Origin of the sequence: Amycolatopsis sp. ATCC 39116 (assembly GCF_000231075.2) — a bacterium.
In the GTDB taxonomy this organism is placed as follows: Bacteria; Actinomycetota; Actinomycetes; order Mycobacteriales; family Pseudonocardiaceae; genus Amycolatopsis_E; species Amycolatopsis_E tucumanensis.
Genome location: NZ_AFWY03000029.1, coordinates 1 through 14,641, shown reverse-complemented (window position 1 = coordinate 14,641; position 14,641 = coordinate 1). Strand labels below are relative to the sequence as shown.

Genomic DNA, 14,641 nt, shown 5'->3' with positions numbered 1-14,641 from the left:
GCTGTTCTCCCTGAGCGCTGCCACGTCGCACTCCCATCGCCGTTACCTACTCGTGAGTAGGTTAACGCATGGGGGCCGGTGAACGCCAGCCGCCCGACGTCAGGGGCGCCAGGTCGGGAGGACGGGCATCGGGGGCCGGAGCGAGCTGGGCGGCGGACCGACGGCGCCGGACACGAGCCGGAGCACGGCGGTGCCGTCCCGCACGTCGACGACCTGCATCGCGAGGACCCCGTCGACCGGCTTCGGCTTCTCGGGTTCGCCGCTGCTGCAGCGCGAGCCGGAGCCGTTCTCGTAGAGGGTCGAGACGCAGCCGGGGGTGAGGCTGCCGCTGCCGTCGCCGGTGGAGAACTCGATGCCCTCGGCGGTGACCGCGCGGACGGAGATCCGGTCGACCTCGCCCTGCCCGGTGAGCGCGATGTCGACCGGATCGCTCACCAGGACCTCGCAGTTGCCGTCCAGGCAAGCACCGTAGTCACGCCCATCGGGAGCGGCGAGCGCCGGCGGCAGGGACGAGGTGGTGGCCGGTGCCGGGGTTTCGGTGGGCTGGTCATTCCCGCTGCACGCGGCAAGGGGCAGAAGAAGGAGGAAAACGACGGCGCGCTTCACGTCGATCACGGTAGCGACGGATCCCGCGCGAGCAGGGTGAAATGGCAGGTTTCGGCCACATCCGGGCTAATCCAGGTCCAGCACCGCCGCCATCAGGACGCGCAGCTCGGCCGCCAGCCCTGGCCGGGAGTTGACCCGCCGTGTGCGGGACAGGTCGTTCGCGATCGTCAGCGCCGCGTGGACCGTGATCTTCGCTTCGCGCGGGTTCAGCGCCGGCTGCGCCGCGCCCAGCAGGCTCACCCACTGCGCCACGTAGTCCCGCTGGATGCGCAGCAGCTCGGGGCCCTCGTCCTCCGCGTAGTTGACCGCGTCTGCCGAGAACGAGACCGCCAGCTCCGCCGAACCGGTCAGCACCAGCACGTACGACTCGATCAGCCCGCGGAGCGCTTCCGTCTCGTCGGCGCTGCTCAGGCGCACCCGTTCGGCGTCCAGCAGCAACCGGTCGCCCGCCCGCCGCGCGATCGCCCCCAGCAGCGCCGCCTTGCTCGAAAAGTGCCGGTACACGCTCGGGCCCGCGATGCCGGCCGCCGCGCCGATGTCCTCCATGCTCACCGCGTGGAAACCCTTGCGGTGGAACAGCTCCGCGGCCGCCGACAGGATCTGCTCCCGCCGGGACGGCACCCCGACGCCCACCGGCACCGGCTCGTCCTCGACGACCTCCGACGGCAGCCGCACGTGCAGCACCCGCCGCGCCAGCTCCGCCAGCAACTCGGCGAACCGCTTCCGCGCCACGGACGTCCGGTGCACCGAAACACTGCCGAACACGCTCATCGCCGCCCAGCACAGCAGCTCCGCGTCCGCCGGCCCCAGGTCCGCGCGCAGGTTCATGAGCTCCTTGGCCCACGACGACAGCAGCGCCGTCGACCGCCGGGCGATCTCGCGCTGGTCCTCCGGCGACAGGTGCCGCCCCTCCCACCGCCACAGCGCCGCCACGTCGCGCCGCTCCACCGACGCCTCCGCGATGCCCCGCAACAGCCGCTCCACCTGGGCGCCGTCCGGTCGCCGCAGGCTGGACAACGCGGCCGCGGTCGCGTCCTCCATCTCCTGCACCCCGCCGAGCAGCACGTACGCGAGGATCGCCTGCTTGTCCGCGAAGTGCCGGTACAGGGCGGGCCCGGTGATGCCGGCCGCCGCGGCGATGTCGTTGATGCCGACGCCGTGATAGCCGCGAGCGCGGAACAGCTCGGCGGCGAGGCCGGCCAGCTGGCTCTTGCGGTCGGGGCGGCGGGAGGTGCTCGACATGGTGATTCCACTCTAGCCGGATCGAGCCCCCCTGCAAACGGTTGACACCAGGGGATTCGGGCGGAGTATGTTAGTGGCAATTAGCGTCAGACCCAGACGGATGCAGTAAGCAGGAAGGACCGTCGGTGTGAGCAACGAGGCATACATCTACGAGGCGATCCGGACGCCCCGTGGCAAGAACAAGGGTGGATCCCTGCACGGGGTGAAGCCGATCGACCTCGTGACCGGACTGATTCACGAACTCCAGGCGCGGCACCCGGGCCTGGACCCGGCCGCGATCAACGACATCATCCTCGGCGTCGTCTCGCCGGTCGGTGACCAGGGCGCCGACATCGCGCGCGCCGCGGCGATGGCCGCCGGCCTGCCCGACACCGTCGCCGGTGTCCAGCTCAACCGCTTCTGCTCCTCGGGTCTGGAGGCCGTCAACCAGGCCGCCGCCCGGGTGCGCTCCGGCTGGGAGAACCTGATCATCGCCGGTGGCGTCGAGTCGATGTCGCGCGTGCCGATGGGCTCCGACGGCGGCCCGATGTTCACCGACCCGGCCACGAACTACGACACGTACTTCGTGCCGCAGGGCATCGGCGCGGACCTGATCGCCACCATCGAGGGCTTCAGCCGCGAGGACGTCGACCGGTTCGCGGTCCGCTCGCAGGAGAAGGCCGAGGCGGCCTGGTCCGGCGGGTACTTCGCGAAGTCGGTCGTGCCGGTCAAGGACATCAACGGCGTCACGATCCTCGACCACGACGAGCACCGCCGCCCCGGCACCACGCTGGAGAGCCTGGCCAAGCTGAAGCCCGCGTTCGAGACGATCGGCGAGTTCGGCGGCTTCGACGCGGTGGCGCTGCAGAAATACCACTCGGTCGAGAAGATCAACCACGTCCACACCGGCGGCAACTCCTCGGGCATCGTCGACGGCGCCGCGCTGGTGCTGATCGGCAACGAGCAGGTCGGCAAGGACCTGGGCCTGACCCCGCGTGCCCGCATCGTGGCGGCCGCGATCACCGGGTCCGACCCGACGATCATGCTCACCGGCCCCACCCCGGCCACGAAGAAGGTCCTCGACATCGCCGGGATGACCACCGACGACATCGACCTGTTCGAGCTGAACGAGGCGTTCGCCTCCGTCGTGCTCAAGTGGATGAAGGACCTGAAGCTGCCGGACGAGAAGGTCAACGTCAACGGCGGGGCGATCGCGATGGGCCACCCGCTCGGCGCGACCGGTGCCATGATCCTCGGCACCATGGTCGACGAGCTGGAGCGGCGCCAGGCGCGGCGTGCGCTGCTGTCGCTGTGCATCGGCGGCGGAATGGGTATCGCGACGATCATCGAGCGGGTGTGATCATGACCAACACTATTCGCTGGGACCAGGACTCCGACGGCATCGTCGTGCTCACCCTGGACGACCCCAACCAGTCGGCCAACACGATGAACGCCGACTTCCGCGAGTCCTTCAAGAACACGGTCGAGCGGCTGGAGTCCGAAAAGGACTCGATCACCGGTGTCGTGATCACCTCGGCGAAGAAGACCTTCTTCGCGGGCGGTGACCTGCGTGACCTGATCCAGGCCACGCCGGAGCACGCGGCCGAGATCACCGAGAGCACCAACGCCATGAAGGCCCAGCTGCGCAAGCTGGAGACCCTCGGCAAGCCGGTCGTGGCCGCCATCAACGGCGCCGCGCTGGGCGGTGGCCTGGAGATCGCGCTGGCCACGCACCACCGGATCGTCGCGGACGTGCCGGGCACCGTCATCGGCCTGCCCGAGGTGACGCTGGGCCTGCTGCCCGGCGGCGGTGGCGTGGCGCGCACCGTGCGGCTGCTCGGCATCCAGAGCGCCGTGCTGAACGTGCTGGTGCAGGGTCAGCGGCACAAGCCGGCGAAGGCGCTGGAGCTGGGCCTCGTGCACGAGGTCGTGTCCAGTGTGGACGAGCTGCTGCCGAAGGCCAAGGAGTGGGTGAAGGCCAACCCCGAGGCGCAGCAGCCGTGGGACGTCAAGGGCTACAAGATGCCCGGCGGCTCCCCGTCGAACCCGAAGTTCGCGGCGAACCTGCCCGCGTTCCCGGCGAACCTGCGCAAGCAGCTCAAGGGCGCCCCGATGCCCGCCCCGCGTGCGATTCTGGCCGCCGCGGTCGAGGGCGCGCAGGTCGACATCGAGACCGCGACGCAGATCGAGACCCGCTACTTCGTCAGCCTGGTCACCGGCCAGGTCGCGAAGAACATGACGAAGGCGTTCTTCTTCGACCTGCAGCACATCAACTCCGGCGGTTCCCGCCCGGACGGGTACGAGAAGTACCAGGCGCAGAAGGTCGGCGTGCTCGGCGCGGGCATGATGGGCGCCGCGATCGCCTACGTGTCGGCGAAGGCCGGGATCGAGGTCGTGCTCAAGGACGTCTCGCTGGAGGCGGCTGAGAAGGGCAAGGGCTACGCGGTCAAGCTCGAAGAGAAGGCGCTGTCCCGCGGCAAGACCACGAAGGAGAAGTCGGACGCGCTGCTGGCGCGCATCAAGCCGACGGCCGACCCGGCGGACTTCGCCGGGGTGGACTTCGTGATCGAGGCCGTGTTCGAGAGCCAGGAGCTCAAGCACAAGGTCTTCGGCGAAATCGAGAACATCGTCAACCCGGACGCCGTGCTCGGGTCGAACACCTCCACGCTGCCCATCACCGGCCTGGCGCAGGGCGTGCAGCGGCAGGAGGACTTCATCGGCATCCACTTCTTCTCGCCGGTCGACAAGATGCCGCTGGTGGAGATCATCCGTGGGGAGAAGACCTCGGACGCCACCCTGGCGAAGGTCTTCGACTACACCCTGCAGATCAAGAAGACGCCGATCGTGGTCAACGACAGCCGCGGCTTCTTCACCAGCCGGGTGATCGGCACGTTCATCAACGAGGCGGTCGCCGCGCTCGGCGAGGGCGTCGAGCCGGCGTCGATCGAGCAGGCCGGTTCGCAGGCAGGCTACCCGGCGCCGCCGCTGCAGCTGATGGACGAGCTGACGCTGACCCTGCCGCGCAAGATCCGTGAGGAGACGAAGTCGGCGATCGAGGCCGCCGGTGGCACCTGGAAGGCGCACGCCTCCGAGGCGGTCATCGACCGGATGATCGACGAGTTCGACCGCAAGGGCCGGTCCAGCGGCGCGGGCTTCTACTCCTACGACGAGAACGGCAAGCGCGTCGGACTGTGGCCCGGCCTGCGGGAGGCGTTCAAGTCCGGCAGTGGCAACGTGCCGTTCAAGGACCTGCAGGAGCGCATGCTGTTCGCCGAGGCGCTGGAGACGGTGCGCTGCTTCGACGAGGGCGTGCTGATGTCCGTGCAGGACGCCAACATCGGCTCGATCTTCGGCATCGGTTTCCCGGCGTGGACCGGCGGTGTCATCCAGTACATCAACCAGTACGAGGGCGGCCTGCCCGGTTTCGTGGCGCGGGCGAAGGAGCTGGCCGAGAAGTACGGTGAGCACTTCCAGCCGCCGGAGTCGCTGGTGAAGAAGGCCGAAGCAGGCGAAAAGTTCGAATAACAAGAACGAAAAGGCGCCCTTCCCGACAGATCGGGGAGGGCGCTTTTTTCTTTGAGTACAACCGCAAGCCGGCAACGGAAATGAGCCGACTACCCCAACCAGACCTCCCCCGCCCCCGATCCACAGCCGATCTTTAGTCGCCGACCAGCCGTGTCAAGGCACGCTTTCCCGCCTTGACACGGCTGCTCGGCGACTGAAACACACTCAAGGAGAGGGGGCGGGGGTGGTCGAAAGGTGACCTTTCGAGCGCCGTGAGGCGCTTTCCGCCCGCAGGGCGGGCTCTTCGCCGTGTCAGGCGGCGGGTTTAAAGATCAAAAGATAGTCCTCGCCGGACGGGCAGGCTCCGGGATGACCAGGGGTTGGGTGCCTCGTCTCACCTCATGCAGTGGGTCGCTGGGTGGTCATCCCGTCGCCTTCCGGTTTGTGCATATCACCTTGAGCCAGGGCCGCAAGGTTGGCATGTTCGGCTGCCGGTTGGCGGCCTGGGTTGCGGCCCTGGCTCAAGGTGATCGTTGCGTGTCAGGCGACGGGATGACCACCCAGCTCGGGTTGGGTTCAAAGATCAAGGGCACGGCGCTGCGCGCCGTCAGAGCAGTGGGGGTACCGCCGCATCAATGAGGTGCGGGCCGGGTTCGTTGACGGCGTTGCGGAATTGCTCGGCCAGTTCCTCGGCCGTCGTCGCCCTTGTTGCTGGGACGCCCATGCCTTCCGCGATCTTCACGAAGTCGATGTCGGGCCTTGCCAGGTCCAGCAGGTCCTTCGCCTTCGGGCCGGATGCTTCCGCTCCGACTCGCTGCAGTTCCATGCGCAGGATGGCGTAGGCGTGGTTGTTCAGGATCACCGTTGTCACGTTCAGGTTTTCCCGCGCCATCGTCCACAGTGCCGAGATGGTGTAGAGGGCGCTGCCGTCCGCCTGGAGTGCGATCACCGGGCGGTCTGGGGCGGCGATCGCTGCGCCGACAGCCACCGGGAGTCCCTGTCCGATGGCTCCGCCGGTCAGGGTGAGCACGTCGTGGCGTGGGGCACCGGCCGTCGCGCCCGGGAGCAACAGGCCCGAGGTGTTGGCCTCGTCCGAGATGATCGCGCCCTCCGGGAGCAGCGCGCCGATCACCTCGACCCAGTTCTGCACCGTCAGCGGGCCGCTCGGCAGGGCGGGGCGAGCCGGTTCCTGCAGCACCGGGTCCACATCGGACGCGACCTCGTCCGCGAGTGCTTCCAGCGCGGCAACCACGTCCTGGTCCAGCTCTGCCAGCGTGTGCACCTGCGCGCCCTCCGGCACCAGATCGCTGGGCTTGCCGGGGTAGGCGAAGAACGACACCGGCGCCTTGGTCCCGGCCACGATGACGTGCTTGATGCCCTCCAGCTGCCACTGCACCTGCTCGGCCAGGTACGCCAGGCGTTCGATCGTGGGCAGTCCGGCGCCGCGCTCCAGCCTCGCCGGGAAGGTTTCCACGAACGGCTTCGCCCCGGTCGCGGTGGCGATCCGGCTCACCGCCCGCAGACCGGCTTCGCGGCAGGCGGGGCCGCCCACCAGCAACGCGACCGGCTCACCGGTCCGCAGCACCTCCGCCACCGCCTTGACCGTGGTGTCCGCGACGGTCTGCGGCGAGCGCGGCGGCACCGGCTTCACCGCGACACCACCGTCGCCCCACGAGACGTCCGCGGGCAGGATCAGCGTCGCCACTTTGCCCGGCGCCTCCTGCGCCGCGGCGACGGCGAACGCGGCGTCCGCGCCGACATCCGCGCTGTTTCCCGACCGGCGCACCCACCCGTTCAGCGAACCGGCGATCGCCTCGATGTCCGACTCCAGCGGCGCGTCGTACTTCTTGTGGTACGTCGCGTGATCGCCGATCACGCTCACCACCGGCACGTGCCCGCGCCGGGCGTTGTGCAGGTTCGCCAGGCCGTTGCCCAGCCCCGGCCCCAGGTGCAGGAGCGTCGCGGCCGGCTTGCCCGCGACCCGCGCGTAACCGTCGGCCGCGCCGGTGACCACGCCCTCGAACAGGGCCAGCACACCGCGCATCTCGGGCACCGAATCGAGCGCCGCGACGAAGTGCATCTCCGACGTGCCGGGATTGGAGAAGCACACGTCGACACCCGCGTCGACGAGCGTGCGGATCAGGGACTGCGCGCCGTTCATCTCACTCCTCAGTCGAACAGGACATCCGGGTTCAGGATGCCCTTCGGGTCGAAGGCCTGCTTGATCCGGCGCAGCAACGCGACCTTGGCCGGGTCTTCGAGCGCGAGGAAGTGGTCCTTCTTCGCCTGCCCGATCCCGTGCTCACCGGAAATCGCCCCGCCGGCCGCCATGCCCGCGGCGAAGATGTCGTGCAGCAGCCGGTGCCGCTTCTCCGCGTCCTTGCAGAAGATTCCCAAGTGGACGTTGCCGTCCCCGGCGTGGCCGCAACCGATCGCACCGGCCTCCGCGGCCGCGGCCAGCTCCCGGACCTTCGCCAGGAACCCGGGCATCTCCGAGCGCGGCACCACGACGTCGATCACGTCGTCGGCGCCGGCGGCCTTCGCCGTCCAGAACGCCTTCTCCCGCGCCTCGATGAGCTTGCGCGCCGAACCGCCGTCCAGCACGTAAACGTCGGACGCGCCCAGCTCGCCGAGCAGCTCGCCGGCCCGCTCGACGTCGCCGTCCAGCCGGTCGTTGTCGCGGTTTTCCAGGCCCACCACCAGGTAGGCCTGCGTGGCGTTGCGGACCTCCTCGGGGACGCCCAGCTCCAGCTTTTCGTTGTAGGTGATCGCCGCCATCGTCAGGTTGTCGATGTACTCGAGGATGTTCGGCGTCAGCCCGCTGGCGATGATCTCCGGCACGGCGCGCATCACCTGGTCGAGATCACCGAACGGCGCGAGCAGCGTCGCCGCGTGCGGCAGGCGCGGGTACAGCTTGACGATCACCTCGGTGACCAGCGCGAGCGTGCCCTCCGAACCGATGATCAGCTGGGTCAGGTCGTAGCCACTGGAGATCTTGGACGTCTTGCCGCCGGTGCGGATGATCTCGCCGGTGGGCAGGACCGCCTGCAGGCCGACGATGTTGTGCCGCGCCACGCCGTACTTGACCGCGCGCATGCCGCCCGCATTGGTGCCGACGTTGCCGCCGACGCTCGCGCTCAGCTCGCCCGGGTAGACCGTGTAGGCGAGGCCGGCCTCCTTGGTGGCCTCGTCCAGTTCGCTGAGCGTGACGCCCGGCTGGACGACGGCGACCTGGTTGGCGGTGTCGACCTCCAGGACCGCGTTCATCCGCTCGAACGAGACGAGCACGCCGTCCTCGCGAGGGCGGGCCGCGCCGGACAGCCCGCTGCCCGAGCCGCGAGCCGTGACCGGCAGGCCGTTCTCGGTGGCCACGGCCAGCACGGCGGCGACCTCTTCGGCGGTGGCGGGTTTGACGACGTGGGCCGGTTTGATGGCGCCGACGGTGAGGGACTCGTCCTTCGCGTAGTCGTCCGGGACGGAGTCCCCGGAGAGGAGGTTGCGCTCGCCGACGATCTCGGCGATCCGCGCGGTGACGTCGCCCATGACGTGCCCGATCCTTTCCTGCGCCTGCCCGAATGACGGAAGCCTAGTACGGGAAGGCGCAGGACTGGAAGTGAAGGAGATTCATGTCTGGAGGAGTCGACGCAGCCGCCGCCGTCCGAGCAAGCGCGCCTGCGCGGCCTTGAGCAGGGTGAAGCTGCGGTTGATGTAGGCGGCCAGCTCGTCGGCCGGGTAGTGCACGATCGACAGGTGCTCGGAGTGGTCGCCCTGTTCCCAGCGGGCCACGGTGATCTCGTAGCCGGAAACGTGGGCGCACAGCTGGAGGAGGACCTCCGGCACCTCGGGCTCGATGAGCAGGTCGGCGTTCTGCACGACCAGATCGCGCATGGACCGGAGGGTGGGCAGGAAGACGGAGGTCACCCAGAGCCGCCATTCCGTGAGTTCCTCAGCGGTAGGCGGGGTTTCGTCGGCGAACGGGGAAACGCCGTTCCGGGAATGGCGTCGGCGGAACTCGGCGAACGTGCGGCTGTGGGCCTCACTGATGGAGAACAGCGGGCCGTACAACTCGCTCAGCTGCCGGTTGATCCGGGCCAGGCGTTCCTGCCGCTGCGACAGCCGGACGTTGTTCGTGTAAGTGGCGATGTAGCCGACGAAAGCGAGTACCACGGTCACGATCACTGCGCTCACGGCGGCGACGTCACCGGTGCCGGAAAAGGGGGCGGGGCCGGTCCGCGCCAACGTACCGGCCCCGCCTTCTCGGATCAGCGGGTCAGACCAGCCAGCCGAGGACGTGCGCGAGGCCGGCCAGGATGTTGGAAACGATGTCGTGGCCGTGGTGGAAGTGCGCAGCGAACATTGGAGAGGGGCTCCTTTGCGAAAATCAATCCTTGCGAATCTGGCTGCTTTCGAAAGCAAGGGAAGATTTTCAGTTCCGCTGGGAAGTGTCAAACCGCCGCGGAAAGAGCGGAGCCCGTCGAATAGCGCGGTGGAAAATCCGCCCAGCCTAAACACGTAACACTTTCGGGTTCGCGGCCGGGGGTCCCGTTGCGCCACTCGTAGCGCCGCCGGGCGGGCCCACCTGGGGCGATGCCGATCTTGATCCGGCACGCCGGGTGACGCCCGCCCGAACGGGTGAAGACATTGCCACGCAAGGTGATCCCCCCATGATCACACTGACGAGTGACGGGGGACCGGGGTTTTGCCCCTAACGACCGCAGGTCGACGGCTACTCGGCGCGAGCGAAGGACAGCGTTTCGCCCTCGACGCCACGCAGCCACAGGTCCTGCGCGGCCGCCGCCATTTCCGGCAGGCCCTCCACGATCGTGGCGAACACGTTGCCGGGCACCCAGCCCGCGTCGCCGTTGATGAGCAGGTTGTTCCGGCCGTAGAAGATCGCCAGATCGGTCGCGCCCTGGTCGCTGTGGGCCTCGCTGCTGTCTTCGTACCCGTACGCCGGATTTCCGATTTCCCACGCCTCGAACCCGAAATAGACGACATCCCCGGGAATGGGGGTGACCGTCGGGTTCTCCCGGCCCGGCTTCGGGTCGGCGAACGGCGGCACCAGCGTGTAGACCTCGTTGCGGGCGTACTTCGCGTGGTAGGCCGAACCGCTCTGCGGCAGCGCGTTCCACACCGCCTGGCAGGTCCGCGGCGCTTCCGCGTCCAGCAGCACGGCACGGCAGGACACGCCGCGCTTGTCGAGCGAGATGGTGATGTAGCGGGCCAACGTGCCTCTTCTCCCTACTTGGAACCGGTGACGGTGGCGACGGTCTCGGCCCAGATCGCGAGCGCGTCGTCGATCTGCTCGGCGGTGACCACCAGCGGCGGGATCATCCGCACGACGTTCGAGTACGCCCCGCAGGTGAGCAGCAGCAGCCCGCGCCGCGCCGCCTCCTGCTGCGCCGCCGCGGCCAGCGCGGTGTCCGGCGTGCCGTCGGCCTTGGTGAACTCCGAACCGACCAGCAGGCCCAGCCCGCGCACCTCGCCGATCTCCGGCGTCTTGTCGGCGATCAACCGCGCGCCTTCGAGCAACTGCTTGCCGCGCGCCGCCGCGTTCTCGACCAGGTTCTCCTCCTCGATCACGTCAAGGGTGGCCAGCGCCGCCGCACACGACACCGCGTTGCCGCCGTACGTGCCGCCCTGCGAACCGGGGAACGCCTTGGACATCAGCTCCTTCGACGCCGCGATGCCGGACAGCGGGAAGCCGCTCGCCAGGCCCTTCGCGATCAGCACGACGTCCGGCTTCACGTCGAAGTGGTCGTGGCCCCAGAACCGGCCGGTGCGCCCGAACCCGGTCTGGATCTCGTCGATCACCAGCAGGATCCCGTGCCGGTCGGCGCGCTCGCGCAGCCCGGCCATGAACTCGGTGTTCGCCGGCACGTACCCGCCCTCGCCGAGCATCGGCTCGATGAAGAACGCGGCCGTCTCGTTCGGCGCGCTGATCGTCTGGAAGAGGTAGTCCAGCTCGCGCAGCGCGAACTTCGTCGCGGTCTGCTCGTCCCAGCCGTAGTGGTAGGCGTAGGGGAACGGCGCCACGTGCACACCGCCCATCAGCGGCGAGATGCCGGCGCTGAACCGCGTGCCGGAGGTGGTCATCGACGCCGCGGCGACCGTGCGGCCGTGGAACCCACCCTGGAAGACGATCACGTTCGGCCGCCCGGTGGCCTGCCGCGACAGGCGCAGGGCGGCTTCGACGGCCTCGCTGCCGGAGTTCGCGAAGAACAGCGAGTCGAGCCCCGCGGGCAGCACGTCGCCGAGCCGCTCGGTCAGCTTGAGCAGCGGCTGGTGCATCACGGTGGTGTACTGCGCGTGGATGACTTTGCCGATCTGCTCCTGCGCCGCCTTGACCACCTTCGGGTGGCAGTGGCCGGTGCTGGTCACACCGATCCCGGCGGTGAAGTCGAGGTGGCGGTTGCCGTCGACGTCGTAGAGGTAGGCGCCTTCGCCGTGCTCGACGACGACCGGAGTGGCCTGCTTGAGCAGGGGGGAGAGCTGGGCCATGACGGCGGAACTCCTAACCGGAGTGAGCTTGTAGATTGTTGACAATCTGTCTAGCATGGCCGGTGGACAGGCGCAAGGTTGATCAGGAGGACCAATGGCCGAGCTGACCGAATCGGGTGTCGTGGACGCCGTCGGCAAGGAGCTGTTCATCGGCGGGAAGTGGGTCCCGTCGAGCAGTGGGCGGACCTTCGCCGTCGAGGATCCCGCCACCGGCCGGGTCCTCTGCGAGGTCGCCGACGCCGCGCCCGAGGACGGGAAGGCGGCCCTCGACGCCGCCGTCGCCGCGCAGGCCGACTGGGCGAAGACGGCGCCGCGCGAGCGCAGCGAAATCCTGCGCCGCGCCTACGAACTGCTGAACGCGCGCGTCGACGAGCTGGCGCTGCTGATGACGCTGGAGATGGGCAAGCCGCTGGCCGAGGCGAAGGGCGAGGTCGCCTACGCCGCCGAGTTCTTCCGCTGGTTCTCCGAGGAGGCCGTGCGCATCGACGGTGGCTACCAGGTCGCGCCCAACGGGGCGGGCCGGTTCCTCGTCACCAAGCAGCCGGTCGGGCCGTGCCTGTTGATCACGCCGTGGAACTTCCCGATGGCGATGGGCGGCCGCAAGATCGGCCCGGCGATCGCCGCGGGCTGCACCATGGTCATCAAGCCGGCCGAGCAGACGCCGCTGTCGATGCTCGCGCTGGCCGCGATCCTGACCGAGGCGGGGCTGCCCGCCGGCGTGCTCAACGTGGTCACCACCAGCGACCCGGGCGGCGTGATGGAGCCGATGATCAAGGACGGCCGCGCGCGCAAGCTGTCCTTCACCGGATCCACCGCGGTCGGGCGCAAGCTGCTGGAGCAGTGCGCGGACAAGGTGCTGCGCACGTCGATGGAGCTGGGCGGCAACGCGCCGTTCCTGGTCTTCGACGACGCCGACCTGGACGCGGCGGTCGAGGGCGCCATGCAGGCCAAGATGCGCAACATCGGCGAGGCGTGCACCGCGGCCAACCGGTTCTACGTGCAGCGCGGGGTCGCCGACGAGTTCGCCCGGCGGCTGACCGAGCGGATGTCGGCGCTGCCGCTGGGGCGCGGCACCGAGCCCGGCGTGGTCGTCGGCCCGCTCATCGACGCCGACGCGGTGAACAAGGTGACCGAGCTGGTCGCCGACGCCACCTCCCGGGGCGCCAAGGTGCTCACCGGCGGGGCCACTGTGGACGGTCCGGGCAACTTCTACCAGGCCACGGTGCTCACCGACGTGCCGCGGGACGCCCGCATGGCGAGCGAGGAGATCTTCGGGCCGGTCGCGCCGATCAGCGTGTTCGACGACGAGGACGAGGCCGTCGCGGCCGCCAACGACACCGAGTACGGCCTGGTCAGCTACGTCTACACCAACGACCTCAAGCGTGCGCTGCGCGTGTCGGAGTCGCTGGAGGCCGGCATGATCGGGCTGAACCAGGGCATCGTGTCCAACCCGGCGGCGCCGTTCGGCGGGGTCAAGCAGTCCGGGCTCGGCCGCGAGGGCGGCACCGTCGGCATCGACGAGTTCCTGGAGACCAAGTACATCGCGGTGAGCCTGTGAGCACCTACCGGATCGCGAGCATCCCCGGTGACGGCATCGGGGTCGACGTCACCGCCGAGGCGCGCCAGGTCCTCGACCGGGCAGGCGAAGTGCACGGGTTCCGTCTGGAGTGGACGGTGTTCGACTGGAGCTGCGAGCGGTACACCAAGACCGGCCGGATGATGCCGGAGGACGGCATCGACCAGTTGCGGCCGTTCGACGGGATCCTGCTCGGCGCGGTCGGGTTCCCCGGGGTGCCGGACCACGTGTCGCTGTGGGGGCTGCTGATCCCGATCCGGCGGGCGTTCGCGCAGTACGTGAACCTGCGGCCGGTGCGGCTGCTGCCCGGGACGACGTCCGTGCTGGCCGGCCGGGAGGCCGACGAGCTGGAGATGGTGATCGTCCGGGAGAACACCGAGGGCGAGTACTCGCAGATCGGCGGGCGCCACAACCCGGGGCAGCCGGGCGAGTTCGTGGTGCAGGAGTCGATCTTCACGCGGGTCGGGGTCGAGCGGATCATCCGGTTCGCGTTCGAGCTGGCCCGCACCCGCAGCGGCCGGGTGTGCTCGGCGACCAAGTCGAACGGGATCATCCACACGATGCCGTTCTGGGACGAGGTGTTCGCGGAGGTCGCCGCGGAGTACCCGGACGTCCACAGTGAACAGACGCACATCGACGCGCTGGCGGCGCGCATGGTGCAGCACCCGGACCGGCTGGACGTCGTGGTGGGGTCGAACCTGTTCGGCGACATCCTGAGCGACCTGGCGGCGGCCGTGACGGGCGGGCTGGGCATGGCGCCGTCCGGCAACGTCAACCCGCCGGGCGAGTACCCGTCGATGTTCGAGGCGGTGCACGGCAGCGCCCCGGACATCGCCGGGCAGGGCATCGCGAACCCGGTGGCGCAGATCCTGGCCGGCGCGATGATGCTCGAGCATCTGGGCGAGAAGACGGCCGCCGCGGCGGTGCACAGGGCGGTCGAGGAGGTGCTCGCGGCCGGCGAGGTGGCGACCCCGGACCTGGGCGGCAAGTCGACGACGACCGAGCTGGGGGCCGCCATCACGGCCGCGCTCGCCTGACAGCGGCGCTTGCGTGGCGGCTGTGCTTGCGGGGCGGCTGGTGCTCGCCTGACAGCGGCACCCCGCCTGACCGCCGCGCGCGCCGGAGCGCCGCGCCTGCCTGACGGCCGATCTCGCCTGCCGGCTGCGCTCGCCTCGGCCGATCTCGCGTGGCGGCGTGGCGGCGTGGCGGCGGGGTGGCGTGTGGCGGTGGCGG

The 14,641-nt window shown here is 69.5% G+C and carries 11 protein-coding genes; 4 read left to right on the top strand and 7 right to left on the bottom strand.

What is annotated here, in order from left to right; genetic code table 11:
* Positions 1-99: 99 nt before the first annotated feature.
* Both AMY39116_RS0325465 and AMY39116_RS0325460 read right to left on the bottom strand, forming a co-directional pair.
* Complete coding sequence (locus AMY39116_RS0325465) at positions 100-606, bottom strand: hypothetical protein (protein ID WP_157358689.1); 507 nt, start codon at positions 604-606, stop codon at positions 100-102.
* Positions 607-672: 66 nt separating this feature from the next.
* A complete protein-coding gene (locus AMY39116_RS0325460; protein ID WP_020420442.1) occupies positions 673-1,848 on the bottom strand; it encodes a TetR/AcrR family transcriptional regulator in 1,176 nt (391 codons plus the stop codon).
* Positions 1,849-1,975: 127 nt separating this feature from the next.
* Here AMY39116_RS0325460 and AMY39116_RS0325455 point away from each other — a divergent pair, with 127 nt between their 5' ends.
* Complete coding sequence (locus AMY39116_RS0325455; RefSeq protein WP_020420441.1) at positions 1,976-3,187, top strand: acetyl-CoA C-acetyltransferase; 1,212 nt, start codon at positions 1,976-1,978, stop codon at positions 3,185-3,187.
* Between the two features lie 2 nt (positions 3,188-3,189).
* Positions 3,190-5,352, top strand: a complete 2,163-nt coding sequence (locus tag AMY39116_RS0325450) for a 3-hydroxyacyl-CoA dehydrogenase NAD-binding domain-containing protein (protein WP_039791756.1) — start codon at positions 3,190-3,192, stop codon at positions 5,350-5,352.
* A gap of 586 nt (positions 5,353-5,938) precedes the next feature.
* Here AMY39116_RS0325450 and AMY39116_RS0325445 read toward each other — a convergent pair.
* The 5 genes from AMY39116_RS0325445 to AMY39116_RS0325420 all read right to left on the bottom strand — a co-directional run bounded on the left by AMY39116_RS0325445 (position 5,939) and on the right by AMY39116_RS0325420 (position 11,832).
* A complete protein-coding gene (locus AMY39116_RS0325445; protein WP_020420439.1) occupies positions 5,939-7,492 on the bottom strand; it encodes an acetolactate synthase large subunit in 1,554 nt (517 codons plus the stop codon).
* A gap of 8 nt (positions 7,493-7,500) precedes the next feature.
* Positions 7,501-8,874: an FAD-binding oxidoreductase gene (locus AMY39116_RS0325440; RefSeq protein ID WP_020420438.1), complete on the bottom strand. Its 1,374-nt coding sequence runs from the start codon at positions 8,872-8,874 to the stop codon at positions 7,501-7,503.
* Positions 8,875-8,955: 81 nt separating this feature from the next.
* On the bottom strand, positions 8,956-9,519 hold the full coding sequence (locus AMY39116_RS0325435) for a hypothetical protein (protein ID WP_027936219.1): 564 nt from the start codon (positions 9,517-9,519) through the stop codon (positions 8,956-8,958).
* Between the two features lie 538 nt (positions 9,520-10,057).
* A complete protein-coding gene (locus tag AMY39116_RS0325425) occupies positions 10,058-10,558 on the bottom strand; it encodes a DUF3830 family protein (protein WP_020420436.1) in 501 nt (166 codons plus the stop codon).
* A 14-nt stretch (positions 10,559-10,572) separates the two neighbouring features.
* Positions 10,573-11,832 carry an aspartate aminotransferase family protein gene (locus AMY39116_RS0325420; RefSeq protein WP_020420435.1) on the bottom strand — a complete coding sequence of 420 codons (1,260 nt, stop codon included), beginning with the start codon at positions 11,830-11,832 and terminating at the stop codon, positions 10,573-10,575.
* Between the two features lie 94 nt (positions 11,833-11,926).
* Between AMY39116_RS0325420 and AMY39116_RS0325415 the strand changes: the two genes are divergently transcribed.
* A complete protein-coding gene (locus AMY39116_RS0325415; protein WP_020420434.1) occupies positions 11,927-13,390 on the top strand; it encodes an NAD-dependent succinate-semialdehyde dehydrogenase in 1,464 nt (487 codons plus the stop codon).
* On the top strand, positions 13,387-14,445 hold the full coding sequence (locus AMY39116_RS0325410) for a tartrate dehydrogenase (protein WP_020420433.1): 1,059 nt from the start codon (positions 13,387-13,389) through the stop codon (positions 14,443-14,445). Before AMY39116_RS0325415 ends, AMY39116_RS0325410 begins: the two co-directional genes overlap by 4 nt.
* The last annotated feature ends 196 nt before the right edge of the window (positions 14,446-14,641 follow it).